This is a genomic window from Burkholderia pyrrocinia, from assembly GCF_003330765.1.
GTDB lineage: Bacteria > Pseudomonadota > Gammaproteobacteria > Burkholderiales > Burkholderiaceae > Burkholderia > Burkholderia pyrrocinia_B.
The window spans coordinates 3,085,252-3,110,582 of sequence record NZ_CP024902.1; the positions used below are offsets into that span (position 1 = coordinate 3,085,252).

The 25,331-nt window shown below is 68.5% G+C and carries 22 protein-coding genes; 16 read left to right on the top strand and 6 right to left on the bottom strand.

The window, feature by feature from the left end; genetic code table 11:
* Positions 1–2 precede the first annotated feature (2 nt).
* The 8 genes from CUJ89_RS14975 to lnt all read left to right on the top strand — a co-directional run bounded on the left by CUJ89_RS14975 (position 3) and on the right by lnt (position 8,354).
* Positions 3–935, top strand: a complete 933-nt coding sequence (locus tag CUJ89_RS14975; protein ID WP_114177997.1) for a LysR family transcriptional regulator — start codon at positions 3–5, stop codon at positions 933–935.
* 242 nt (positions 936–1,177) lie between these two features.
* Complete coding sequence (miaB, locus tag CUJ89_RS14980; protein ID WP_114177998.1) at positions 1,178–2,551, top strand: tRNA (N6-isopentenyl adenosine(37)-C2)-methylthiotransferase MiaB; 1,374 nt, start codon at positions 1,178–1,180, stop codon at positions 2,549–2,551.
* Between the two features lie 29 nt (positions 2,552–2,580).
* Positions 2,581–3,624: a PhoH family protein gene (locus CUJ89_RS14985; protein WP_114177999.1), complete on the top strand. Its 1,044-nt coding sequence runs from the start codon at positions 2,581–2,583 to the stop codon at positions 3,622–3,624.
* A 145-nt stretch (positions 3,625–3,769) separates the two neighbouring features.
* A complete protein-coding gene (gene ybeY, locus CUJ89_RS14990; protein ID WP_114178000.1) occupies positions 3,770–4,546 on the top strand; it encodes an rRNA maturation RNase YbeY in 777 nt (258 codons plus the stop codon).
* Between the two features lie 12 nt (positions 4,547–4,558).
* Complete coding sequence (locus CUJ89_RS14995; protein ID WP_114178001.1) at positions 4,559–5,191, top strand: gamma-glutamylcyclotransferase; 633 nt, start codon at positions 4,559–4,561, stop codon at positions 5,189–5,191.
* A 73-nt stretch (positions 5,192–5,264) separates the two neighbouring features.
* The gene (locus CUJ89_RS38275) at positions 5,265–5,414 is read left to right on the top strand and encodes a hypothetical protein (protein WP_201752247.1); all 150 of its coding nucleotides are present in this window, start codon (positions 5,265–5,267) and stop codon (positions 5,412–5,414) included.
* Positions 5,415–5,722: 308 nt separating this feature from the next.
* Positions 5,723–6,610 carry an HlyC/CorC family transporter gene (locus tag CUJ89_RS15000; RefSeq protein ID WP_114178002.1) on the top strand — a complete coding sequence of 296 codons (888 nt, stop codon included), beginning with the start codon at positions 5,723–5,725 and terminating at the stop codon, positions 6,608–6,610.
* Positions 6,611–6,662: 52 nt separating this feature from the next.
* Complete coding sequence (gene lnt, locus CUJ89_RS15005) at positions 6,663–8,354, top strand: apolipoprotein N-acyltransferase (protein WP_114178003.1); 1,692 nt, start codon at positions 6,663–6,665, stop codon at positions 8,352–8,354.
* 61 nt (positions 8,355–8,415) lie between these two features.
* Here lnt and CUJ89_RS15010 read toward each other — a convergent pair whose 3' ends face one another.
* Positions 8,416–10,062 (bottom strand): hypothetical protein, encoded by a 1,647-nt coding sequence (locus CUJ89_RS15010; protein ID WP_114178627.1) that lies wholly within the window; start codon positions 10,060–10,062, stop codon positions 8,416–8,418.
* Positions 10,063–10,349: 287 nt separating this feature from the next.
* On the opposite strand from CUJ89_RS15010, the gene glyQ reads away from it, so the two are divergent.
* From glyQ to CUJ89_RS15035, 5 genes are read left to right on the top strand one after another with little or no spacing between them, the layout of a single operon-like run.
* Positions 10,350–11,354 carry a glycine--tRNA ligase subunit alpha gene (glyQ, locus tag CUJ89_RS15015; protein ID WP_114178004.1) on the top strand — a complete coding sequence of 335 codons (1,005 nt, stop codon included), beginning with the start codon at positions 10,350–10,352 and terminating at the stop codon, positions 11,352–11,354.
* A gap of 22 nt (positions 11,355–11,376) precedes the next feature.
* Positions 11,377–13,476 carry a glycine--tRNA ligase subunit beta gene (gene glyS / locus CUJ89_RS15020; protein WP_114178005.1) on the top strand — a complete coding sequence of 700 codons (2,100 nt, stop codon included), beginning with the start codon at positions 11,377–11,379 and terminating at the stop codon, positions 13,474–13,476.
* A gap of 10 nt (positions 13,477–13,486) precedes the next feature.
* Positions 13,487–14,050, top strand: coding sequence for a D-glycero-beta-D-manno-heptose 1,7-bisphosphate 7-phosphatase (gene gmhB / locus CUJ89_RS15025; protein ID WP_114178006.1), 564 nt, complete (start codon positions 13,487–13,489; stop codon positions 14,048–14,050).
* Positions 14,051–14,093: 43 nt separating this feature from the next.
* Positions 14,094–14,858 carry a lysophospholipid acyltransferase family protein gene (locus CUJ89_RS15030; protein WP_114178007.1) on the top strand — a complete coding sequence of 255 codons (765 nt, stop codon included), beginning with the start codon at positions 14,094–14,096 and terminating at the stop codon, positions 14,856–14,858.
* 46 nt (positions 14,859–14,904) lie between these two features.
* Positions 14,905–15,792, top strand: coding sequence for a M48 family metallopeptidase (locus CUJ89_RS15035; protein ID WP_114178008.1), 888 nt, complete (start codon positions 14,905–14,907; stop codon positions 15,790–15,792).
* 107 nt (positions 15,793–15,899) lie between these two features.
* On the opposite strand, the gene gloA is transcribed toward CUJ89_RS15035, so the two are convergent.
* Positions 15,900–16,289 carry a lactoylglutathione lyase gene (gene gloA / locus CUJ89_RS15040; RefSeq protein WP_114178009.1) on the bottom strand — a complete coding sequence of 130 codons (390 nt, stop codon included), beginning with the start codon at positions 16,287–16,289 and terminating at the stop codon, positions 15,900–15,902.
* Between the two features lie 343 nt (positions 16,290–16,632).
* On the opposite strand from gloA, the gene CUJ89_RS15050 reads away from it, so the two are divergent.
* Positions 16,633–17,568 carry a DMT family transporter gene (locus tag CUJ89_RS15050; RefSeq protein WP_114178011.1) on the top strand — a complete coding sequence of 312 codons (936 nt, stop codon included), beginning with the start codon at positions 16,633–16,635 and terminating at the stop codon, positions 17,566–17,568.
* Positions 17,569–17,670: 102 nt separating this feature from the next.
* Here CUJ89_RS15050 and rsmA read toward each other — a convergent pair whose 3' ends face one another.
* From rsmA to CUJ89_RS15070, 4 genes are read right to left on the bottom strand one after another with little or no spacing between them, the layout of a single operon-like run.
* Complete coding sequence (gene rsmA / locus CUJ89_RS15055; protein WP_114178012.1) at positions 17,671–18,498, bottom strand: 16S rRNA (adenine(1518)-N(6)/adenine(1519)-N(6))-dimethyltransferase RsmA; 828 nt, start codon at positions 18,496–18,498, stop codon at positions 17,671–17,673.
* A 49-nt stretch (positions 18,499–18,547) separates the two neighbouring features.
* Positions 18,548–19,537, bottom strand: coding sequence for a 4-hydroxythreonine-4-phosphate dehydrogenase PdxA (pdxA, locus tag CUJ89_RS15060; protein WP_114178013.1), 990 nt, complete (start codon positions 19,535–19,537; stop codon positions 18,548–18,550).
* 11 nt (positions 19,538–19,548) lie between these two features.
* Positions 19,549–20,907 carry a peptidylprolyl isomerase gene (locus CUJ89_RS15065; protein ID WP_114178014.1) on the bottom strand — a complete coding sequence of 453 codons (1,359 nt, stop codon included), beginning with the start codon at positions 20,905–20,907 and terminating at the stop codon, positions 19,549–19,551.
* Positions 20,908–20,958: 51 nt separating this feature from the next.
* Positions 20,959–23,319, bottom strand: coding sequence for an LPS-assembly protein LptD (locus CUJ89_RS15070; RefSeq protein WP_114178015.1), 2,361 nt, complete (start codon positions 23,317–23,319; stop codon positions 20,959–20,961).
* 211 nt (positions 23,320–23,530) lie between these two features.
* Between CUJ89_RS15070 and CUJ89_RS15075 the strand changes: the two genes are divergently transcribed.
* Positions 23,531–24,580, top strand: coding sequence for an aminoglycoside phosphotransferase family protein (locus tag CUJ89_RS15075; RefSeq protein WP_114178016.1), 1,050 nt, complete (start codon positions 23,531–23,533; stop codon positions 24,578–24,580).
* Between the two features lie 31 nt (positions 24,581–24,611).
* Complete coding sequence (gene murU, locus CUJ89_RS15080; RefSeq protein WP_114178017.1) at positions 24,612–25,331, top strand: N-acetylmuramate alpha-1-phosphate uridylyltransferase MurU; 720 nt, start codon at positions 24,612–24,614, stop codon at positions 25,329–25,331.

A 25,331-nucleotide genomic window follows, 5' to 3' on the forward strand; every position in this document is an offset into this window, starting at 1 on the left:
GAATGGACCGACTGGGCGATATCCGGCTGTTCGTCGAGGCGGCGGAACTGGGCAGCCTGTCCGCTGCCGGGCGCAAGCTGAACCTCACGCCGGCCGCCGCGAGCGCGCGCCTCGCGAAGCTCGAGGCGAAGATCGCGACGCGGCTGTTCGAACGCACGACGCGGCAGTTGCGGCTCACCGACGAAGGCCGGTTGTACCTGAACTGCTGCCGGCAGGCGCTGCAGGCGCTCGACGACGCCGACGCGATGCTGCAGGAAGGCCGCAACGTCGTCAGCGGCAAGGTGCGGCTGTCGTCGACGTCCGATTTCGGCCGCAACCAGTTGCTCGACTGGCTCGACGAATTCACGACGCGCCATCCGGACGTCACGTTCTCGCTGACGGCGTCCGATTCGTCGTCGAACCTGTGGCAGGACGAGATCGACCTCGCGATCCGCTTCGCCGCGCCGCCCGACGGCGCGCTGATCGCACGCCGGCTCGCGACGAACCGGCGCGTGCTGTGCGCGGCGCCGTCGTTCGTCGAACGCCACGGCATGCCGGCCGATCCACACGATCTGGCCCGCTTTCCGTGCAACGTGATCACGATCGCGTCGGGGCCGATGAACACCTGGCATTTCACGCGTGGCGACGAGGTGCAGATCCATACGGTGCCGGTGTCGACCGCGTTCGAGACCAACGACGGCGGCCTCACGCGCGAATGGACGCTGCGCGGCCACGGCATTGCGCTGAAATCGCTATGGGACATTGCCGACGACGTCCGCGCGGGCCGGCTGCGCGTGCTGCTGCCCGACTGGCGGCACCAGGACGCGCCGCTGCATGCGATCTATCACGGCAAGCGCTACATGGCGCCGCGCGTGCGCGTGCTGCTCGACTTTCTCGCCGAACGCTTCGCGCACGAGGAAGCCGCGCTCGACGACCTGCTGAACGCGTGCCGCTGACGGCCGGCGCACCGCCGCCCAGGGGTCGGAACCCGACGATCGGCGTCGCGCGACCGCAACCCGGTGCCCGTCCGGAGCGGCGTGAAAAGCTATAATGAAAGGCTTTCCCGACGGCTTTTCATGCTTGATGCGCGCTGCGCGCGCCCGGCCCGCCACGCGGCCGCGGCATGGGCACCATGCGTGCCGTCCCGATTCACCCTTGACGACGCCCCCAGGTCAACCACTGCGAACGGCGAATCCCCATGACCAAGAAAGTTTACGTAAAGACCTTCGGCTGCCAGATGAACGAGTACGACTCGGACAAGATGGTGGACGTGCTCAATGCGGCCGAAGGCCTCGAAAAGACCGATACGCCGGAAGATGCGGACATCATCCTGTTCAACACGTGCTCGGTGCGTGAAAAGGCGCAGGAGAAGGTGTTCTCCGATCTCGGCCGCGTGCGCGAGCTGAAGGAAGCGAAGCCCGGCCTGCTGATCGGCGTTGGCGGCTGCGTCGCGAGCCAGGAAGGCGCTTCGATCGTGTCGCGCGCGCCGTACGTCGATCTCGTGTTCGGCCCGCAAACGCTGCACCGCCTGCCGCAGATGATCGACGCGCGCCGCGCGAGCGGCCGCGCGCAGGTCGACATCACGTTTCCCGAAATCGAGAAGTTCGACCACCTGCCGCCCGCGCGCGTCGAGGGGCCGAGCGCGTTCGTGTCGATCATGGAAGGCTGCTCGAAGTACTGCAGCTACTGCGTGGTGCCGTACACGCGCGGCGACGAAGTATCGCGCCCGCTCGACGACGTGCTGACCGAAGTGGCCGGCCTCGCCGACCAGGGCGTGCGCGAAGTCACGCTGCTCGGCCAGAACGTGAACGCCTATCGTGGCGCACTGACGGCCGGCGCATCCGAGATCGCCGATTTCGCGACGCTGATCGAATACGTCGCCGACATCCCCGGCATCGAGCGGATCCGCTACACGACGTCGCACCCGAAGGAATTCACGCAACGGCTGATCGACACCTACGCGAAAGTGCCGAAGCTCGTGAACCACCTGCACCTGCCGGTCCAGCACGGCTCCGACCGCATCCTGATGGCGATGAAGCGCGGCTACACGGTGCTCGAATACAAGTCGGTGATCCGCAAGCTGCGCGCGATCCGCCCCGACCTGTCGCTGTCGACCGACATGATCGTCGGCTTCCCCGGCGAGACCGAGGAGGATTTCGACAAGATGATGGCGCTCGTGCACGACATGAGCTACGACACGAGCTTCTCGTTCATCTACAGCCCGCGCCCCGGCACGCCGGCCGCGAACCTGCACGACGACACGCCGCGTGAGGTCAAGCTCAAACGCCTGCAACATCTGCAGGCGACCATCGAGGAGAACGTCGCACGCATCAGCCAGTCGATGGTCGGGAAGATCGAACGGATCCTCGTCGAGGGCCCGTCGCGCAAGGACCCGAACGAACTCGCGGGCCGCACCGAGAACAACCGGGTCGTGAATTTCCCGGCGCCGCTCGCGTCGCACCCGCGCCTGATCGGCCAGATGATCGACGTGAAGATCAACCATGCGTATCCGCATTCGCTACGCGGCGAGCTCGTGCTCGTCAGCGACGACGCGAGCGCGGCCACTCACTGACTGACGTCCAACAGGAGCCCGACGCCACTTTGAAGACCGTCCAAGCACTGGAATTCACCGCGCCGCGCGACGACAACGCGCGCCTCGCCAATCTCTGCGGCCCGCTCGACGAAAACCTGCGGCAGATCGAACAGGCGCTCGACGTCACGCTCGCACGACGCGGCCACCGGATCACGATCCGCGGGCGCGGCGCCAAGCTCGCGCTCGCCGCGCTCGACAACTTCTACAACCGCGCGCGCGATCCGCTGTCGGTCGACGACATCCAGCTCGCGCTGGTCGAAGTGCGCCACACGGCCGGCAACGGCCGCCAGGACGCGATCGACGTGCGCTTTCGCGGCGACCCCGACCATCCGTTCGACGAACCCGCCGGGCCCCTCGACGACGAAGCGCTCGAGGAAGCCGCGCCGAAGCTGTACACGCGGCGCGCCGACCTGCGCGGCCGCACGCCCGCGCAGCGCGAATACCTGAAGCAGATCCTGTCGCACGACGTGACGTTCGGCATCGGGCCGGCCGGCACCGGCAAGACCTACCTCGCGGTCGCCTGTGCGGTCGATGCGCTCGAGCGCGACCAGGTCAAGCGGATCGTGCTGACGCGCCCGGCCGTCGAGGCCGGCGAACGGCTCGGCTTCCTGCCGGGCGACCTCGCGCAGAAGGTCGACCCGTACCTGCGCCCGCTCTACGACGCGCTGTACGACCTGCTCGGCTTCGACAAGACCGCGAAGATGTTCGAGCGCCAGATGATCGAGATCGCGCCGCTCGCCTACATGCGCGGCCGCACGCTGAACCACGCGTTCATCATCCTCGACGAGGCGCAGAACACGACGCCCGAGCAGATGAAGATGTTCCTCACGCGGATCGGCTTCGGCTCGAAGGCGGTCGTGACCGGCGACACGAGCCAGGTCGACCTGCCGCGCGGCCACAAGAGCGGCCTCGTCGAGGCGCAGCAGGTGCTCGGCGGCGTGCGCGGCATCGCGCTCACGCGCTTCACGAGTGCGGACGTCGTACGCCATCCGCTCGTCGCGCGCATCGTCGAGGCATACGACGAATTCCACGCGCAGCACCAGGACGGCTGACCGCCCGGCGGCGCCCGCGCGCGCTGCCACAGCCTGCCGGCCCGGCCCGCCAGACGGCGCGCCGGGCTTTTTTTCGCCCGTGCGAATTCGGGTGCGATCGGCCATTTGGTGTATCCTCAACGCGTCCCAAATCGCCGCACGCGTCATGAAATCCTCCCGTTCTCGCAAGTCCGGGCGCGCCCAGTCCGCCGCGCCCGAATCCCCCCGTCTTTCGCTGTTCGATGCGAAGGGCAAGGCCCGGACCGTCAACGCGCAAGGGCTGCGGATCGACTTCCCGGACGGCCGCAGCCTGATGTTCGACCTGTCGGGCAGCTCGGGCGACGCGGCCGTCGCGATCGTCGCGCAGCACAACGATCCGGCGATGCGCGCGAAGCTCGCGCTGCAGCCCGAGCATTACGACAGCGTGACGCTGCACGTCGGCGCCGAACTCGCGCCGCGCGAAGACGAAATCGAAAACGAACTGCGCGAGCCGGAACTCGACCTGTCCGTGCAGTACGGCGACGAGATCACGAGCGACGTGCGCAAGACGCTGCCCAAGCGCAAGCTGATCGCCGAATGGATCGAGCCGGCGCTGTTCGCCAGCGCGCAGCTCACCGTGCGCTTCGTCGGCGAAGACGAAGGCCGCACGCTGAACGACGGCTACCGCCACAAGGACTACCCGACCAACGTGCTGACCTTCGCGTACGACGCGGCGCCCGACGGCACCGTGATCGGCGACCTCGTGCTGTGCTGTCCGGTCGTCGAGAAGGAAGCGCACGACCAGGGCAAGCCGCTCGCGGCCCACTACGCACACCTGCTGGTGCACGGCGCGCTGCACGCGCAGGGCTACGACCACGAGACGAGCGACGAGGACGCGACCGAGATGGAAGCGCTCGAAGTCGACATCCTCGCGAAGCTGGGCTTCCCGAACCCGTACCAGTAAGCCGGCCGCACGATGCGCAACGCCGCGATGCTCCCGTCCGCCTACCCGCCGTCGATCGGCGACGGGCGGCTGCTGACGGACGACGAGCTCGGGGCATCGCTCGCGCACACGATGCGCGACTGGGACGGCCGCCAGGACCTCTGGCTGTTCGGCTATGGCTCGCTGATCTGGAACCCGGGATTGCCGACCGTCGCCGCCGTGCGCGGCAAGGTGCACGGCTACCATCGCGGGCTCTATCTGTGGTCGCGCGTGAACCGCGGCACGCCCGAACGCCCGGGCCTCGTGCTCGCGCTCGATCGCGGCGGCTCGTGCTCGGGCATCGCGTTCCGGCTCGCGGGCCCGACCGCGCAGCCGCACCTCGAGACGCTGTGGAAGCGCGAGATGCCGATGGGTTCGTACCGGCCCGCGTGGCTGCCGTGCTCGCTCGAGAACGGCGAACGCGTGAACGCGCTCGCGTTCGTGATGCGCCGAGACGCACCGGCCTATACGGGCAAACTGTCCGACCCCGTCGTGAAGGAAGTGTTCGGCTGCGCGGCCGGCCGCTACGGCACGACGCTCGATTACGTGAGCCGCACGGTCGACGCGCTGCGCGCGAGCGGCATCCCCGATCGCGCACTGGAAGGGCTGCTCGCGCGATGCCGGTGACGCGACACGACGCCCGGCTTGCCGCCACGCGATGCCGCGCCGCCGCCTGCGCATGCGAACGAGGACACGACCGATGAAACCGTCACGCCGGTCGCGTTGCAAGGTCGCTGCGCTGATCGTCGCCGCGAGCATCGCGCTGTCCGGCTGCGGGATCCTCGGCTGCGGCGGCGCCGCGACCAACGGCGGGGCCGCCGGCGGCTGCTCGGCCGGCATGCGGTTCTGAACCTCGCCCCGGCGGCGCCCGCGTGCGGCAGCATGCCGCCGTCGCAGGCCACCTCGGCCGGTCGCCTTCCCGCGTCGCGCTTCCCCGCCCTTCCGGTACCCGTTTTTTGCCGCCGCTGCCCCGCCGCCCCTTTCTGAGATAGGATGGATACGAGGACGATGTCGCGCCCGGCGCGGCCGTCTGCGAGCGGGGCTCGCGCAAGCCGCCCACCCTGGCCGTCCGGCCGGGTGACATGGCTGCGCCATGCCCTTGGTGTATCCTTGCCTACTCCGTGACAGCGCGCCCCGGCATGACCCAGGCGCACCACCATGAACGATTCGTATCCCAGTCGTAAGCCAACCGACAAACCGCAAGAAAAGCGCTCGCTGCTCGAGCGCCTGACCGACTTCATCTCGCCCGAGCCCGAATCCCGCGGCGAGCTGCTGGAAATCCTCCAGGACGCCCACGAACGCAACCTGATCGACGCCGATTCACTGTCGATGATCGAAGGCGTGTTCCAGGTATCCGACCTGTGCGCGCGCGACATCATGGTGCCGCGCGCACAGATGGACGCGATCAACATCGCCGACAAGCCCGAGGATTTCATCCCGTTCGTCCTCGAAAAGGCGCACTCGCGCTACCCCGTGTACGAGGAAAACCGCGACAACGTGATCGGCGTGCTGCTCGCGAAGGATCTGCTGCGCTTCTATGCCGAAGAGGAATTCGACGTGCGCGGGATGCTGCGCCCGGCCGTGTTCATTCCCGAATCGAAGCGCCTGAACGTGCTGCTGCACGACTTCCGCGTGAACCGCAACCACCTCGCGATCGTCGTCGACGAATACGGCGGCGTTGCGGGCCTGATCACGATCGAGGACGTGCTCGAACAGATCGTCGGCGACATCGAGGACGAATACGACTTCGACGAGGAAGCCGGCAACATCATCGCGGGGCCGGACGGCCGCTACCGGGTGCGCGCGCTCACCGAGATCGAACAGTTCAACGACGTGTTCGGCACCGATTTCCCCGACGACGAGGTCGACACGATCGGCGGCCTGATCACGCATCATTTCGGACGCGTGCCGCACCGCGGCGAGAAGCTGCAGCTCGGCAACCTCGTGTTCGAGATTCAGCGCGGCGATGCGCGCCAGGTTCATGTGCTGCTGGTGCGCCGCAACCCGCTCACCAGCCGTCGCGCCGAAACCTCGCACGAGGACTGACCGTCCCGCGCCAGCCGCGTCTCCTTCAACCGCTCGCCCACTTCCGCTTCACATGGACGATCCGATCCCGTCCCGCCCGGCTGGCGGCTTTCTCGCGCCGGCGCCCGGCCGCGCGCTGCCACGCTGGCATTACCCGGCCGCACTGCTCGCCGGCGCGGCCAATACGCTCAGCTTCGCACCGACGCCGCACGGCGGCTGGCTGCAGCTCGTCGTATTCGTCTGGTTTTTCGCGCAGCTGACGCGCACGTCGAGCTGGCGCGGCGCCGCGCTCACGGGCGGCGCGTTCGGCTTCGGCAACTTCATCAGCGGCATCTGGTGGCTCTACATCAGCATGCACGTGTACGGCGAGATGGCCGCGCCGCTCGCGGGCGGCGCGCTCGTGCTGTTTTCGCTGTACCTGTCGCTGTACCCGGCGTTCTCGGCCGGGCTGTGGTCGTTCTGCGCGGGCCATGCGTGGCATCGCCGCGCACCCGACCCGCGGCCGTTCTCGCCGACCTGGCACGGCGCGTTCGCGTTCGCGAGCGCGTGGGCCTGCGGCGAATGGCTGCGCGGCACCCTGTTCACCGGCTTTCCGTGGCTCGCGAGCGGCTATCCGCAGGTCGACGGCCCGTTCGCGGGCTTCGCGCCGGTCGTCGGCGTGTACGGGATCGCCTGGGTGCTCGCGCTGTTCGCCGCGCTGGTCGTGCAGGCGCTCGCCGCCGCGCGCTCGTCGCCCGCGCGCGAAAGCGGCGCCAGCGGCAACGCACGCGTGCGCATCGCCGCGCCGGCCGGCATTGCCGTCGCGCTCGTCGCGGCCGGCCTCGGGCTGTCGCAGGTCACATGGACCGTGCCCGCGAACGCGCCGCTCACGGTACGGCTGCTGCAGGGCAACGTGAAGCAGGACATCAAGTTCGAGCAGGAAGGCATCGACGCGGCGATCAAGATGTACCAGCAGATGATCGTCGAGAAGCCGGCCGACCTGATCGTCACGCCGGAGACCGCGATCGCGGTGATGATCCAGGAGCTGCCCGAGCCATTCGCCGTCGCGATCCGCAAGTTCAGCGACACGACGGGCTCGGCCGTGCTGTTCGGCGCGGTCGGCGCGTCGGTGACCGAGGACGGCCGCTACGTCGACTATACGAACAGCCTGTACGGCGTGACGCCGCACTCGCGCGACATCTATCACTACGACAAGCACCACCTCGTACCCTTCGGCGAATTCATCCCGTGGGGCTTCCGGTGGTTCGTCGACCTGATGAAGATGCCGCTCGGCGATTTCGCGCGCGGCGCGCCGGTGCAGAAGCCGTTCCTGGTGCACAACCAGCCCGTGATGGCCGACATCTGCTACGAGGATCTGTTCGGCGAGGAAATCGCCGCGACGATCCGCGACAACCCGCAGCCGCCCGGCGTGCTCGTCAACGTGACGAACCTCGCGTGGTTCGGCGACACGATCGCGCTCGACCAGCACCTGCAGATCGCGCGGATGCGCTCGCTCGAGACGGGCCGGCCGATGCTGCGCTCGACCAACACGGGGATGACCGCCGCGATCGACGCGCACGGCCGCGTGCTCGGCCAGTTGAAGCCGTTCACGATCGGCTCGCTCGACGTGCGGATCGAAGGCACGAGCGGCTTCACGCCCTACGTGACGAGCGGCAACAACATCGTGCTCGCGGTGTCGTTCGTGCTGCTCGCGTTCGGCTTCACGTACGGGCCCGGGCTGCGTCGGCGCAACGGCCGGAAGAACGGCGACGACCAGCCGGCATGACGCGGCAGGCGGCCGCCGCGCACTGCGCGCAGCGGCCCGTAACCGCAAACCGGTCGACCGCTCAGGCCTGCCGGGCCGATTGAGCCGACTGCGCGGCCAGGCTCCGCAGGTCGCGGCTCACGTCCTCCATCACCGGTTCCCACGCGCCGAACGTCCGTTGCCGGTACAGCGTCGCGGTCGGATACCACGGACTATCCTTGCGTTCGAGCAGCCACGGCCAGTGCGGATTCACGTCGAGCAGCACCCAGGTGCGCGCGCCGAGCGCGCCCGACAGGTGCGCGACCGACGTGCACACGGTGATCACGAGATCCAGCGCGCCGATGAATGCGGCCGTATCGTCGAAGCTCTTCAGTTCGGCCGTACGATCGTCGATCGCGAAGCCGGCCGCGCGTGCCGCCGCGACGTCGGCCTCCGCGCCCGGCTGCAGCGAATGGAATGCGATGCTGTCGAGCCCGCGGAATGCCTGCGCATAGCGCTCGAGCCCGACACGCCGGAACGGATTGCGCTGATGCCCCGCGCTGCCCGTCCACACGAGCCCGACCTGCAGCCGCCGATCGCCCGCGAGCCGCGCGCGCCACGCATCGCGCGCGTCCGGCTCGGCCCGCAGGTAAGGTACCGACGATGCGAGCGGCGCGTCCTCCATGCCGAGCATCAGCGGCAATTCGATCAGCGGCACCTCGTAGTCGAACGCGGGCAGCACGTCGACGCCGCCGCCGGCGCCAAACGTGTCCGCGTGCGCGCCGAGACTGCGCTGCAGCAGCGTGCCCACCTGCGGGAACGTGTTCCACGCCAGCCGGCCGCCCTCGCGATGCACGCGTTCGGCGAGCGGTGCGACGAAGCGGCAGAACTGCAGCACGTCGCCGAGCCCCTGCTCGCCCCATACGAGCAGCGTCTTGCCTGCAAGCGGCTCGCCCTGCCAGCGCGGGCCCGGCAGCGCCGGCCGCCGGCCGCGCAATTCGCCGGCGCCGTCCCAGCGCGCCTCGTGGCCACGCCAGCCGGCCGCGTAGTTGCCGCGCACGAGCTGGATGATCGCGAGGTTGAAGCGGTACGACGCGTCGCCGGGCGCCAGTTCGCACGCGCGCGCCGCGTAGCGCTCGGCGTCGTCCCAGCGCTGCGCCTCCTTCATCGCCATCGCGACGTTGTTCATCGCGAGCCCGTTGTCCGGTGCGATCTCTGCGAGCCGTGCGGCGCAGGCGAGCGCGCCGTCCAGGTCGCGCAGCGCGAGCCGCGCGACGACGAGGTTGATCCACGCCTGCACGTCGCGCGGATCGGCCTGCACGGCCGCGTCGAGCAGCGCGACTTCCTCCGCGCGGTCGCCGCCCGACAGCCGCAGTGCGATCGCGAGGTTGTTGCGCAGCGACGGCCAGCCGGGATCGATCGCGAGCGCGGCACGGTAAGGCGCGACGGCATCCGCGTGGCGGCCGGCCATCTGCAGCGCGTAGCCGTGGTTGAAACCGGCCGCGGCGCCGGGGTGCACGCGCGCCGCGCATTCGGCGAGCGCGACCGCGTCGGCGGCGCGCTGCCGCACGACGAGCGCGGCCGTGAGCTGCGCGATTGCATCGGCGTCGACCGCATGCAGATGAGCGGCAGCGGCGAGCCACAGGTCGTGCGTGGCACGCTCGCCGCGCGCCTGCGCATCGGCGGCCTGCCCGAGCAGCGCAATGAATGGCGGAAGCAGCGGAATGAGGATGTCGTTCGAATCGTCCATGCGGTCGGGATCGGCAATCGGTGGCGCGGCGAGCGTCGCACGCACCGCAATATGTGCATCTTAACGCCCTCGCGAAGCGGCGCGGCATGCGCACCGGCCACGCCTGCGCAGGCCGCCGGAACCGGGCCGACGGTGCCCTCGCCTGCGTTCCGGCCGCATCCGGTCGCCGATCCGGTAAAATTACGCGTTTCAGCACACTAACAAGCCGCGCCGCCGCGCGAGCCGACCCTCCGGGCCCCGCCCGGAGCGCCGCCCGCAACGGAGCGCCAGCGCCACGAAGGCTCTTCATGCTTACGTTTCAGCAAATCATCCTGACGCTGCAGTCCTACTGGGACAAGCAGGGTTGCGCCCTGCTCCAGCCCATCGACATGGAAGTCGGCGCGGGCACGTCGCACGTCCACACGTTCCTGCGCGCGATCGGCCCCGAGCCGTGGCGCGCCGCATACGTGCAGCCGTCGCGCCGCCCGAAGGACGGCCGCTACGGCGAGAACCCGAACCGCCTGCAGCACTACTACCAGTACCAGGTCGTGCTCAAGCCGGCGCCGGAGAACATCCTCGACCTGTACCTCGGCTCGCTGGCAGCGCTCGGCTTCGACCTGAAGCAGAACGACGTGCGCTTCGTCGAGGACGACTGGGAAAACCCGACGCTCGGCGCGTGGGGCCTCGGCTGGGAGGTGTGGCTGAACGGGATGGAAGTCACGCAGTTCACGTATTTCCAGCAGGCCGGCGGCCTCGACTGCAAGCCCGTGCTCGGCGAAATCACGTACGGCCTCGAGCGCCTCGCGATGTACCTGCAGAAGGTCGAGAACGTGTACGACCTCGTGTGGACGGAGTGGGAAGAGCAAGGCCCGAGCGGTCCCGAGCTGCGCCGCCTGTCGTATGGCGACGTCTACCACCAGAACGAGGTCGAGCAGTCGACCTACAACTTCGAGCACGCGAACGTCGACCTGCTGTTCACGTTCTTCAACAGCTACGAAGCGGAAGCGAAGCGAATGATCGACGCGCAGCTCGCGCTGCCCGCGTACGAACTCGTGCTGAAGGCCGGCCACACGTTCAACCTGCTCGACGCGCGCGGCGCGATCTCGGTCACCGAACGCGCGGCATACATCGGCCGCATCCGTGCGCTGTCGCGTCTCGTCGCACAGGCTTACTACGACTCGCGCGAGAAGCTCGGCTTCCCGATGCTCGGCAACCCGCCGGGCGTGCCGGGCCTCACCACCGACGCCCAGGATGCCGCGCAACCGGCATGGGCGCCGCCGCTCAAGGTCGAACGCAAGATCGATCAGGACTGACGAGACCAGATTTCCTCCAAACATGACGCACAATCATCCCGCTCCCCTGCTCGTCGAACTGCTGACCGAAGAGCTGCCGCCGAAGGCCCTCGCGCGCCTCGGCGACGCATTCGCCGAAGGTCTCGCGCAACGCCTCGCGGCGCGCGACCTCGTCGATGGCGAACTCGTGTTCGAACGCTACGCCACGCCGCGCCGCCTCGCCGTCGTCGTGCAGAACGTGCGTGCCGTCGCACCTGAAAAGCAGGTCCGCGAAAAGGTCCTGCCCGTGTCGGTCGCACTCGACGCCGAAGGCAAGCCGACCGCCCCGCTCGCGAAGAAGCTCGCGGCGCTCGGCCACCCGAACCTGTCGATCGCCGATCTCGAGCGCGCGCAGGACGGCAAGGCCGAAGCGTTCTTCGTCAACTATTCGGCAGCCGGCGCGACGCTCGCCGACGGCCTGCAGGCCGCGCTCGACGAAACGCTCGCGAAGCTGCCGATCCCGAAGGTCATGACCTACCAGCGCCCGGACGGTTCCGACGTGCAGTTCGTGCGCCCGGTGCATCGCCTGACGGTGCTGCACGACGATCGCATCGTGCCCGTCACCGCGTTCGGCATCGACGCCGGCGACACCACGCTCGGCCACCGCTTCCTGTCCGACGGCCTCGTCGCGATCCAGCATGCGCGTGCCTACGCCGACACGCTGCGCGACAAGGGCCGCGTGATCGCGCACTTCGCCGATCGCCGCGAAACGATCCGCACGCAGCTGAACGAGCACGCGAACGGCGATACGGTCGTGATGCCCGAATCGCTGCTCGACGAAGTGACGTCGCTGGTCGAATGGCCGGTCGTCTACCCGTGCCGCTTCGAGGACGAATTCCTGCAGGTGCCGCAGGAATGCCTGATCCTCACGATGCAGACGAACCAGAAGTATTTCGCGCTGACCGACGTCGGCGGCAAGCTGCGCTCGCGCTTCCTGATCGTGTCGAACATCGAGACGAAAGCCCCGGGCGAGATCATCGAAGGCAACGAGCGCGTCGTGCGCCCGCGCCTCGCCGATGCGAAGTTCTTCTTCGAGCAGGACAAGAAGAAGCCGCTCGCCGACCGCGTGCCGCAGCTCGCGAATGTCGTCTATCACAACAAGCTCGGTTCGGCGCTCGCGCGCGTCGAGCGCCTCGAGGCGCTGGCCGGCGAGATCGCGCCGGCGATCGGCGCCGACGCCGCGCACGCGAAGCGCGCCGCACGCCTCGCGAAGGCTGACCTGCTGACCGACATGGTCGGCGAGTTCCCGGAACTGCAGGGCACGATGGGCACGTACTACGCGCGCCACGACGGCGAAGCCGACGACGTCGCGCTCGCCTGCGCCGAACACTACCAGCCGCGCTTCTCCGGCGACGCGCTGCCGACCACGCCCGTGTCGACCGCCGTCGCGCTCGCCGACAAGCTCGAGACGATCGTCGGCATCTGGGGCATCGGCCTCGCGCCGACCGGCGAGAAGGATCCGTTCGCGCTGCGCCGCCACGCGCTCGGCGTGCTGCGCCTGCTGCTCGAGAAGCAGTTGCCGCTCGATCTCGTGTCGCTGCTGCGCACGGCCCATGCGCGCTTCGAAGGCGTGCCGGGCGTGGCCGAATCGACCGATGCGATCCTCGCGTTCTTCATGGATCGCCTGCGCGGCCTGCTGCGCGAGCGCGGCTATTCGGCCGGTGAAATCGAAGCCGTGCTGAGCCTGAACCCGACGCGCGTCGACGATCTCGTCGCGCGCCTCGACGCGGTGCGCGAATTCACGCACCTCGCGGAAGCCGAAGCGCTCGCGGCCGCCAACAAGCGGATCTCGAACATCCTGAAGAAGTCGGAGGGCGGCGCGAATGGCGCAGTGCAGCCGACGCTGCTGGTCGAGGCCGCCGAGAAGGCGCTGCACGAACAGCTCACGGCCGTGACGCCGCACGTGCAGTCGCAGCTCGAGGCGCGTGCGTACACGGGCGCGCTGTCGGCGCTCGCCGCGCTGCGCGCGCCGGTCGACACGTTCTTCAACGACGTGATGGTCAACGCGGACGATCCCGCGCTGCGAGCGAACCGCCTCGCGCTGCTGTCCGCACTGCACCAGCAGATGAACTGCGTCGCCGACATCTCGAAGCTCGCCGCGTAAGGGCCGCACGATGCCGATCAGCCCCAACCGAAAGCTCGTCGTCCTCGACCGGGACGGCGTGATCAACGTCGATTCGGATGCGTTCATCAAGACGCCCGACGAATGGATCGCGCTGCCCGGCAGCCTCGAGGCGATCGCCCGGCTCAACCACGCAGGCTATCGCGTGGTCGTCGCGACCAACCAGTCCGGCATCGGTCGCGGGCTGTTCGACATGGCCACGCTCAACGAGATGCACCTGAAGATGCATCGCGCGGCGGCCGCGGTCGGTGCGCGCATCGACGCGGTGTTCTTCTGCCCGCACACGGCCGAGGATCACTGCGACTGCCGCAAGCCGAAACCCGGCATGATGCAGATGATCGCCGAACGCTTCGAGATCGATCCCGATCACACGCCGGTCGTCGGCGATTCGCTGCGCGACCTGCAGGCCGGCGTCGCGGTCGGCTTCCAGCCGTACCTCGTGCTGACCGGCAAGGGCAAGAAGACGCTCGCCGCGGGCAATTTGCCGCCCGGCACGAAGGTCCACGACGACCTGCGCGCGTTCGCGCTCGATTTCCTTTCACACGAATACGAGTGATGCCGCCGCCGCGCGCATCCTCCCTAACGCCAGACCCACGCCGATGCGCTTCGTCCGCTCCCTGCTGCTGCTGATCTACTTCATCCTGTACACGGTGCCGTACGCCACCGCATGCTTCATCGCGTTCCCGTTCATGCGCCCCGACGCGCGCTACTGGATGGCGGCCGGCTGGTGCAAGTCGACGCTGTGGGTCGTGCGCTGGCTGAACGGCATCCACTACCGGATCGAAGGGATGGAGAACCTGCCCGACGGCCCGGCCGTGCTGCTGTCGAAGCACCAGTCCGCGTGGGAGACGCTCGCGTTTCCGGCGCTGATGCCGAAGCCGCTCTGCTACGTGTTCAAGCGCGAGCTGCTATACGTGCCATTCTTCGGCTGGGCGCTCGGGCTGCTGCACATGGTCAACATCAACCGCAAGGAAGGCAAGCACGCGTTCACCTCGGTGATCCGCCAGGGCAAGAAGCGCCTGTCGGAAGGCGCATGGATGATCATGTTCCCCGAAGGCACGCGCACGCCGGTCGGCAAGCAAGGCAAGTACAAGACGGGCGGCGCGCGCTTCGCGATCGAAACCGCCACGCCCGTCGTGCCGATCGCGCACAATGCAGGTCGGGTGTGGCCGCGCAACTCGTTCACGAAATTCCCGGGCGTCGTCACCGTGTCGATCGGCAAGCCGATCCCCGTCGAGGGGCTGACGCCCGATGCATTGAACTCGCAGGTCGAAGCATGGATCGAAGCGGAAATGCGCCGTATCGATCCCGATTCGTATCGCCAGGCGGGCAATGCCGGCACGCGCGATGCCGCGCGTGTCTGAATCCCCCGGATTGCAGCCGTTGCGAACGACAAAAAGAAGCGAACTGATGAAACAGCGTCCGCGGCCACGGCCAGCCGTCGTGGCCCTCGATCATCACCAGATGGACCTGCCGCTCTTCGACGGGCCGGCCGCCGCACCGTCGGCGCCCACTACACCGCCAGCCCCGCCCGAAACGGCGCCCGCCGCACCCCTCGATCCGGGCCCGGCGCCCGACCGCTCGCGCGTGCGCACGTTCGCCCTCGACAGCCGCGTGCTCGAATATCGCCTGAAGCGCTCGGCACGCCGCACGATCGGTTTCACGATCGATGGCAGCGGGCTGTCGATCACCGCGCCGCGCTGGGTCACGCTCGCCGACATCGAGGCCGCGATCTCCGAGAAGCAACGCTGGATCTTCGCGAAGCTCGCGGAGTGGAAGACCCGCACCGAACAGCGCGCGCTGCCGCAGATCGACTGGCGCGACGGCGCGCAGCTCCCGTATCTCGGCAAGACGGTGACCATCGCGCTCGGCGCGGGCCCCGTCGCGTTCGATGCCGATGCGCTGCGGCTCTCACTGCCGCTGCCCGCGCAAGCCGACATGCAGCAGATCAAGGATCGCGTGCAGGGCTGGCTGCAGGGCGAGGCCAAGCGGATCTTCGGCGAACGCCTCGCGGTCTACGCGGAAAAGCTCGGCGTCACGTATTCGATGTACGCGCTGTCGTCAGCCGCGACACGCTGGGGCAGCTGCTCGAGCGACGGCAAGATCCGTCTGAACTGGCGGCTGATCCATTTCCCGATGTCGATCGTCGACTACGTGGTCGCGCACGAGCTGTCGCACCTGCGCGAGATGAACCACAGCCCGGCCTTCTGGCAGACCGTCGAGTCGATCTTCCCCGAGTTCCGCGAAGCACGGCACACGCTCAAGCATCACCCGCCCGAGCTGCTGCCGTCGCTGTAACGCGCACGGCCATGCCGTAAACGCAGACGGGCGATGCGGGTCACCCCGCACCGCCCGTCCGTGCCACCGCCGCGCGCATCGCGCGCCGCAGCCCGTTCATCCGGCGCTCAGTGCGCCTTCTTCTGGATGAACTCGATCTTGTAGCCGTCCGGATCCTCGACGAACGCGATCACGGTCGTGCCGTGCTTCATCGGGCCCGCTTCGCGCGTGACCTTGCCGCCTTGCGCCTTGATCTTGTCGCAGGCCGCGTACGCGTCCTCGACTGCCACCGCCAGATGGCCGAAACCGTTGCCCAGATCGTAGGCCGGCGTGTCCCAGTTATGGGTCAGTTCGATCACGGTGCCCGTGCTTTCGGCTTCGTAGCCGACGAACGCGAGCGTGAACTTGCCTTCCGGATAATCCTCGCGACGCAGCAGCTTCATGCCGAGCAATTCGGTGTAGAACTTGATCGAGCGGTCGAGATCGCCGACTCGCAGCATCGTATGCAGCAAACGCATGGGTTGTACTCCTGTGGGGACTTTCCAGAACCGGAAACTCTACCAGAGTCGGGTCGACTTCGCCGAGGGCGCCCTGGGCGTGGCAGCCGATACGAAGCATGGGTCCGGCATGCCCGAACACGCGCACGCCGGCAGAACCGGTCGCGCCCGACCGGCCCCCTTCGCGCCTGCCGATCGGGTACCATCCTTCCACTTCGCACCAAAAGCGGGCATCCGGCCCGCCCCCGAACGCGACCACCCTCCCACTCAGCCACACTGCCGTGCGACACCACCGATTCGAGCGCGCCGAACGCGCCGCCCACCCGACCTCGCTGCCGCCGTGCCGGACCGGCGAGGCCCACCGATGACCGCGCTCGCCGCCGCCCCCGTGCGCCGCGCGCTCGACACGCGCGCCGTCGGCGTGATGCTGCTGCTGTGCGCGATCTGGGGCTTCCAGCAAGTCGCGATCAAGAGCACGAACGCCGCCATCGCGCCGATGTTCCAGGCCGGGCTGCGCTCGGTGATCGCTGCGGCGCTGCTGTGGGGCTGGGCCCGCGCGCGCGGCACGCCGCTGTTCCAGGCGGACGGCACGTTCGGCGCGGGCCTCGCGGCCGGTTCGCTGTTCGCCGGCGAATTCATCTGCGTGTTCTTCGGGCTGACGCTGACCAGCGCGTCGCACATGGCGATCTTCCTGTACACGGCGCCCTGCTTCACCGCGCTCGGCCTGCATCTGTTCGCGCCGGGCGAACGGCTGCAGCGCACGCAGTGGGCCGGCGTCGGCCTCGCGTTCGCCGGCATCGCGCTCGCGTTCGCGGACGGCTTCCTGAAGCCGCGCGCGCCCGGCGCGTCCGCGCTGGCGGGGCTGGCCGGCGACGCGCTCGGGATTCTCGGCGGCGCGATGTGGGCCGCGACGACCGTCGTCGTGCGCTCGACGGCGCTCGCGCGGGCGAGCGCGAGCAAGACGCTGTTCTACCAGCTCGCGGTGTCGGCGGTCGTGCTGGTCTCGCTCGCCGCGCTGTTCGGCCAGGTGTCGTTCGCGCACGTGACGCCGGTCGCGGTGGCAAGCCTCGCGTACCAGTCGGTGATCGTCGCGTTCGTCAGCTATCTGTCGTGGTTCTGGCTGCTGACGCGCTACAGCGCGTCGCGGCTGTCCGTATTCACGTTCCTGTCGCCGCTATTCGGCGTCGCGTTCGGCGTGCTGCTGCTCGGCGAATCGGTTGGCTGGCGCTTCATGTCCGCGGCCGCGCTCGTGCTGACCGGTATCGCGCTCGTCAACACGCCGCCGCGCAGGCGGGCGTGACGGCCGCCAACTGCCCGGCATGCGCCACACGTCCGTGCAATTAAAAAGGCTGCCCGCGGGGCAGCCTTGTCGGCACATCCGGTCCGGCTCGCGCCGCGCGCGTCATCCGGCCTTGCGCACCGCCGCGAGCGCCTGCGCGACGCCGACGTATTCGGCCACGCTCACGTCCTCCGCACGGCGCGCGAGATCGAAACCGAGCGCCTCGAAATCGATCGCCTCGCGGTAGTCGCCGAGCGTATTGCGCAGCATCTTGCGGCGCTGCGAGAACGCGGCGGTGACGATTTCGCCGAGCAGCACGGGATCCACCTCCGGCAGTTCGTGCGGCTCGTACGGAATCATCCGGACGATCGCCGAATCGACCTTCGGCGGCGGCTGGAACGATTCCGGCGGCACGTCGAGCATCTTTTCCATCACGTAGCGGTACTGCAGCATCACCGACAGCCGCGAAAAAGCCTTCGTGCCCGGCTCCGCGACCATCCGTTCGACGACTTCGTTCTGCAGCATGAAATGCTGGTCGATGACCGCATCGGCGAACGTCATCAGGTGAAACAGCAACGGGCTGGAAATGTTGTACGGCAGGTTGCCGACGATCCGCAGCGACGGCTTGTCGCCCGGCGCCGCGAGCGAACGGAAGTCGAACGCGAGCGCGTCGCCCGCGTGCAGTTCGAGCAGCGCGCCGAAGCGCCGTTGCAGGCGCCCGATCAGGTCGCGGTCGAGCTCGACCGCATGCAGCGGCGACTCGGGCGTCGCGAGACGCTCGATCAGCGGCCCGGTCAGCGCGCCGAGCCCGGGGCCGATCTCGACCATGCGCTGGCCGCGCGCGGGCCCGATCGTCGAGACGATCGAGTCGATCACGCCGTGATCGACGAGGAAGTTCTGCCCGAAGCGCTTGCGCGCGAAGTGGCCTTGATGCTGTCTGCTGTTCGACATCGACTCAGTAAAACGAAAAATACGACGAATGGGGTCAGGTCGGGACGCGTCAGGCCGCGCGGCGATGGCGCGCCATCGTGACGGCCGTGTCGAGCGCGGCAACCATGCTGCCCGGATCCGCGCGGCCCGTGCCGGCCAGATCGAGCGCGGTGCCGTGATCAACCGACGTACGGATGATCGGCAGCCCGAGCGTCACGTTGATGCCCTCGCCGAACGTCGCATACTTCAGCACGGGCAGCCCCTGGTCATGGAACATCGCGAGCACGCAATCGGCGTCGGCCAGATGGCGCGGCTGGAACAGCGTGTCGGCCGGATACGGGCCGCGTGCATCGATGCCCTGCGCGTTCGCGCGTGCCAGCGCCGGCGAGATCACGTCGATCTCCTCGCGACCGAGATAACCGTTCTCGCCCGCGTGCGGGTTGAGCCCCGTCACGAGGATGCGCGGCGCGGCGAGACCGAAGTCGCGCCGCAGGTCGCGATCGATGATCGCGAGCGTCTCGACGAGCCCGTCGATCGTCAGCGCGGCCGACACGTCCTTCAGCGGCAGGTGCGTGGTCGCGAGCGCGACGCGCAGCGGCTTGTCGCCGGTGCCCGCCAGCATCATCACGACACGCGGCGTATGCGTGCGCTCCGCCAGGTATTCGGTATGGCCGGTGAACGGAACGCCCGCATCGTTGATCGTGCTCTTCTGCAGCGGGGCGGTAACAATCGCGTCGTACCGGCCTGCCAGCGCGCCGTCGATCGCCGCGTCGAGCAACCCGAGCACGTACCGGCCGTTCGCCGCGTCCAGCCTGCCCGCCTGCGCGGGCGCGGCGAGCGCGCGATGCGCGACCGACACCTGCCCGCCGCCGGCAAGCATTGCCCGGTCGACGCCGACGGCTGCCGCACGCGCATCGAGCAGCGCCGCATCGCCGAGCACGGTGAAATGCGCGTCGGGCCAGCGCTGCGCAGCGTCACGCAGCGCCTGCACGGTCAGCTCCGGGCCGACCCCCGCGGGTTCGCCGGTCGTGATCGCGATCTGCAGCGCGGGCGTCGTCATCGAAAGCTCGCTCAGTTCGCCGGGCTGACGCCGCCGATCTTGTACTGCACGTACGACGAATCGCGCAGCTCGCGCAGCCAGTCGGCATACGCCTGCTCGGCCTTGCGCTGGCCGATCGCCTGGCGCGCGATGTCCATCTGCTGCTGCACCGAGCCTTCCGCATCGCGGCGGTTCAGCACCTGGATCAGGTGGTAGCCGTATTCGGTACGAATCGGCTGGCTGATCTGGCCGTCCTGCAGGTTGTTCATCGCACGCTCGAATTCCGGCACGGTCTCGCCCGGGCTGATCCAGCCGAGATCGCCGCCCTGCGATGCCGAACCGTCCTGCGAGTAGGTGCGCGCGAACTTCGCGAAATCGCCGCCTGCCTCGACCTGGTTACGGATGTCGACCAGTTGCTGGCGCGCCTGGCCTTCCGACTTGCCTTCGCCCACGCGCAGCAGGATGTGGCGTACGTGCGTCTGGACGATCTTCGGCGCCGCGGCGGCGGCGCCCTGGCTCTGGCGGCGGTCGACGAGACGCACGATCTCGAAGCCGTCCGGCACGCGGATCAGCGTCGGGTTGACCTGGCCCGGGCGCAGCTTCGATGCGGCATCGACGACCTCGGCCGGCAGCGCGCTCGGCGCCTTGAAGCCGAGGTCGCCGCCCTTCTTCGCGTCGTTCGCTTCCGAATTGTTCTTCGCGAGCCGCTCGAAATCAGAGCCCGACTTCGCCTGCTGCAGCAGCGCCTCGGCCTTCTTCTGCGCGACTTCGATGTCGGCCTGCGGCGCGTTGGTCGGCGCCTTGATGAAGATGTGCTGGAAGCGCAGGTCCTGCTGCTGCGACGCATTCGGCCCGCGCTGGCTCGCGATGTAGTTCGCGACCTCGGCGTCCGACACGGTGATCTTGCCGTCGACCTCGCGCTCGCGCAGCTTCGACAGCATCAGCTCGGTGCGCGCGTCGCTCGTGAAGATGCTCCAGGGCACGCCTTGCGCCTCGAGACGCGCGCGGTACTGTTCGAGCGTCATCCCGTTCGCTTGCGCGAGACGCTGCAGCGTGGACTGCACGGTCGCATCGTCGACGCGGATCCCGTCGTCCTTGGCCTTCTGCACCTGGATACGCTCGAGCACCATCTGGTTCAGCACCTGCGCGCGCAACTGGTCGTCCGGCGGCACGGGCGCGTTCTGCTGCTGCAGCCGGCGCGCGATCAGGCCGGCACGCTGGTCGAGTTCGCGGCCCGTAATCACGTCGTTGTTGACGACCGCGACGACTTCGTCGGCGAGCTGCGCACCGTGCGAACCGAGCGCCTGCGCCGCGGCCGGCGCGGCGGCGAGCAGCGCGGCGGACGCGGCGAGGCTGGACACGACTGCCGCGAAACGAAGGGTTTTCTTCATTGCCACTGGAACTCCATTGAAATCGTGCTGACCGGTGCAGACAAGCCGGCGTTACTCGTAGTTGCTGAAGCGGGACATCGGCGGCGGCGGCGGCGGCAGCGGCGTGTAGCCCGGCACCCCGGCGCGGAATGCGGACACCAGGCCGTTGTCGACGGTCGACAAGCCCTTGAGCGTCAGCTGCATCATGAATCGCGTCGACGAGTTCTGCTGCCCCGACGAATTCACGCCGTTCGCAAACCGCTGGACACCGACCCCGAGCGCCCAGCAATCCGCGTCGTATTGTAAGCCGAGCAGACCATCGACCACGCGATCGGCGGAGAGGTCGTAGTTGAAGCGCCCGATCGCATACAGGCGGCGCGTGAGCGGCCATTGCGCGGACACCAGGAACTGGTTGATCGGCTGGCCGTCGAGCGTGGTGTTCGCACGCGTATAGCGGTAGCCGACGTTGACCACGCGACGCTCGCCCGGGCTGTAACCGAAACCGATGCTCGACTTCACGAGCTGGTTGTTGTTCTGGTTGTACTGGAACGCCGTCTCCGACATGAAGCCCGAGCCGAGCTTCAGCGCGGCGCCGACGATCAGGTCCGAGTGGCGCGCCTGCGCCGCGGTCTGGCCGGAATTCAGCGTGACGCGCTGATCGGCGAAGTAGTACTGCTGCGCGATCACGAAGCGCGCACGCTCGTCGCCGGTGCGCGGATCGATGAAGCGCGACGTGAGGCCGGCCGTGATCCGGTTCGCATCGGCGATCCGGTCGTTGCCGACGAACGTGTTCGGCTGATAGATCTCCGCGAGGCCGAAGTCCGATTCCGCGGTGTCGAACAGCGGCGCGTTCGACTGGTCGCGATACGGCGTGTACACGTAGTACAGGCGCGGCTCGAGGGTCTGGATGAAGTCCTGGCCGAACAGGCGCACCGAGCGGTCGAAGATCAGGCCCGTATCGAAGCTCACGGTCGGGATCGACTCGGTGAAGCGCTTCGGGCTGTTGGGCGTGCTCGACGACAGGTAGTTCAGGTCGTACGACGCGAAGTGGTACTGGACCTTCGGCACGACGAAGTAGCCCGGGCCGTACACGCCGTACGCGATGTACGGGTTGAAGACGATCCGGTCGCCTTCGGTCGCATCGGCCGTCGTGATGCGGAACCGCGAATAGTCGGCTTCCGCGCCGTAGTCGAAGCCGCCGACGTTGTACTTCGTGTACTTCACGTTCAACTGCGGCTCGCGGCTGTACGGCGCGATCGACGGCGGCAGCGTCTGCCAGTGCTGGTAGCGCGCGAGCACCGACCACGGGCCGTTGTTGTACGTGACACCGGCTTCCTGCTGGTACAGCGTCTGCGTCCCGTTGATGAACTGGTTCATCGAACCAAGATCTTCGGGATACGTGTTGTCCGAGACCTTGTTGAAGTAGACGTAGCCGCCGAAGCCGCCGCCGAAGTTCTGCTGGTGCTGCCAGTAGATCGCGTAGCGGTTGCGGTGCGCGAGCCGGTCATCCGGCAGGTAATTGGCCGTAAACGTGCCCGAATACGACGGCGACAGATAGCGGAACGTCGCCTCGGCCATCACGCCGCGCCGCGAGATGATGCGCGGCGTGAGCGTCAGGTCGCGGTTCGGCGCGATGTTGAAGTAGTACGGCAGCGTCAGCTCGAACCCGTTGTTCGAGTTCATCGAGAACGTCGGCGGCAGCAGGCCGCTGCGCCGCTCGCCCGACAGCGGGAACGTCATCCACGGGCTCGCGAAGATCGGCACGCCCTGGAAGAACAGCACGCCGTTGCGCGCGGTGCCTTCGTCGGCGCCCGTATCGAAGTCGAAGCGGCTGCCCTTGATATACCACGCGGGGTTCGTCGAGCACTGGCACGCCGTGTAGGTGCCGTTGACGAACACCGAGCGCTCGTTGTCGAGCATGTCGACGCGCTCCGCGCTGCCCGACCCGCCCGTCACGTTGAAGTGGTACTTCGGCGCCGTCATGAAGCCCTGGTTCGCCTCGATCTTCAGGTGCGCCTCGGGGCCCGCGAACGACGTGCCCCCATTGAGCACCCTGACCTGGCCGTACGCATCGGCCATGTCGGTATCCTGATCGTAGTGGATCGCGTCGGCCTTCACGACGGCGTCGCCGCGCCGCAGCTCGGCCGAACCCTTCGCGGCAAGATCCTGGTCGGCCGTGCCGCTCGTGTGGTCGGCGATCACGAAGGCGGACGGTTTCGCGCCGTCCTTCAGCGGATGATCCTCGAGCTGGGGCGCGAGACGCAGATCCCACGGCGTGTCGAGCGGCTGCGGCTGCGCGGCCGCGCCCGACAGCTGCGCGTACGACACGGCCGGCACGAGGCCGGGCACGGCCAGGAGCGCGAGCGCGAGCCGCCGTTTGCGCGGCGCCCCGTCACCGGGGAAAACATTCGGGAATAGCGGTTTGGGCGGCATCTATCGTTTGGCGAATCGCCCCTTGTCAACCGCGCCTTCACGCACGGCGGGCCGCGCCGTCGAACCGCGACTGCGGCTGAGCGCAAACCGGGGAGGCGATCGGGCGACGGCGCGACAGGCAGCGGGCCTGCACGGCGGAAGCTGACGCGGGGCGCGTCAAAAAAGTCGTGGGGTATTATATGGCAAGACGTTCTCCCCTCCCCCGAGTTTCATGACGCCCCCATCCGCCGCACCCCAGCCCGACGCCCGCCTCGAAGCGCTCACCGCGTGGCTGCACCCGCTCGCCGAGCGCTACGCCCTCGACCTGTCGACCCTCGCGCCCGCGTCGTCGGACGCCAGTTTCCGCCGCTATTTCCGTGTCGCGTCGGCCACGAGCCCCGGCGGCGCGCTGATCGCCGTCGACGCGCCGCCGCCCGAGAAGTGCCGCGAATTCGTCCAGGTCGCGCAGCTGCTCGCCGCAGCCGGCGACCACGTGCCGGACGTGCTGGCCCACGATTTCGACGCGGGCTTCATGCTCGTGACGGACCTCGGCCGCACGTCGTACATCTCGGTGCTCGATCCGGCCGACCCGGCCGCCGCGCGGCCGCTGATGCGCGACGCGCTCGATGCGCTGATCCGCTTCCAGCTCACGTCGAAGCCCGACGTGCTGCCGCCGTTCGACGAGGCGTTCCTGCGCCGCGAAATGGAGTTGCTGCCCGAATGGTACGTCGGCCGCCACCTCGGCAAGCCCGTCACCGACGCGATGCGCGGCACGCTCGACCGCACTTTCGCGCTGCTGGTCGCCAGCGCGCACGCGCAGCCGCAGGGTTTCATGCTGCGCGACTTCATGCCGCGCAACCTGATGGTCTGCGAGCCGAACCCGGGGGTGCTCGATTTCCAGGACGCCGTCTACGGGCCGCTGACGTACGACGTCGTTTCGCTGCTGCGCGACGCATTCATCAGCTGGGACGAGGAGTTCGAGCTCGACTGCTTCGCGTACTACTGGGAAAAGGCGAAAAAGGCCGGCCTGCCGGTCGACGCCGATTTCGGCGAGTTCTACCGCCAGCTCGAATGGATGGGGCTGCAGCGCCACATCAAGATCCTCGGCCTGTTCGCGCGCATCAATTACCGCGACGGCAAGCCCCACTACCTGAACGACCTGCCGCGCTTCCTCGCGTATGCGCGCAAGGTCGCGCTGCGCTACCGCCCACTCGGGCCGTTCGCGAAGCTGCTCGACGAACTCGAGGGCAACGCGGCGGACGACGTGGGCTATACGTTCTGACCGTCCCGACCGTCCTGATACCCAGCCGAACATGAGCAACACCCTGACCACGGCGATGATCTTCGCCGCCGGGCGCGGCGACCGGATGCGCCCGCTGACCGACACCTGCCCGAAGCCGCTGCTCGAGGCGGGCGGCAAGCCGCTGATCGTGTGGCAGATCGAAGCGCTCGCGCGCGCGGGCATCGACACGATCGTGATCAACCACGCATGGCTCGGCGAACGGATCGAGGCCGTGCTCGGCGACGGTTCGCGCTGGGGCGTGCGGCTCGCGTATTCGGCCGAGGGCGAAGCGCTCGAGACCGCCGGCGGCATCGCGCAGGCGCTGCCGCTGCTGGAACGCGACGGCCGGCCGACGGTGTTCGTCGCGGTGGCCGGCGACGTATTCGCCACATTCGATTACGGGACGCTCGCCGCCCGCGCGGCGCGCATGTTGGCGCTCGACACGCCCGCGATGCATCTCGTGATGGTGCCGAATCCGCCGTTCCATCCGTCCGGCGACTTCGTACTCGGGGGCGACGGGCGCCTGTCGCTCGACGGCAGCCCGCGCGTCACGTTCGGCAGCATCGGCCTGTACGACACGCGGATGTTCCGCGATCTCGCGCCCGGCACGCGGCGCGCGCTCACCCCCTACTTCCGCGCGACGATCGAAGCCGGCCGCGCGAGCGGCGAACTGTACGAAGGGATCTGGGACAACATCGGCACGCCCGCGCAGCTCGGCGAGCTCGACGCGCGGCTGCGCGCCGCGGGCTGA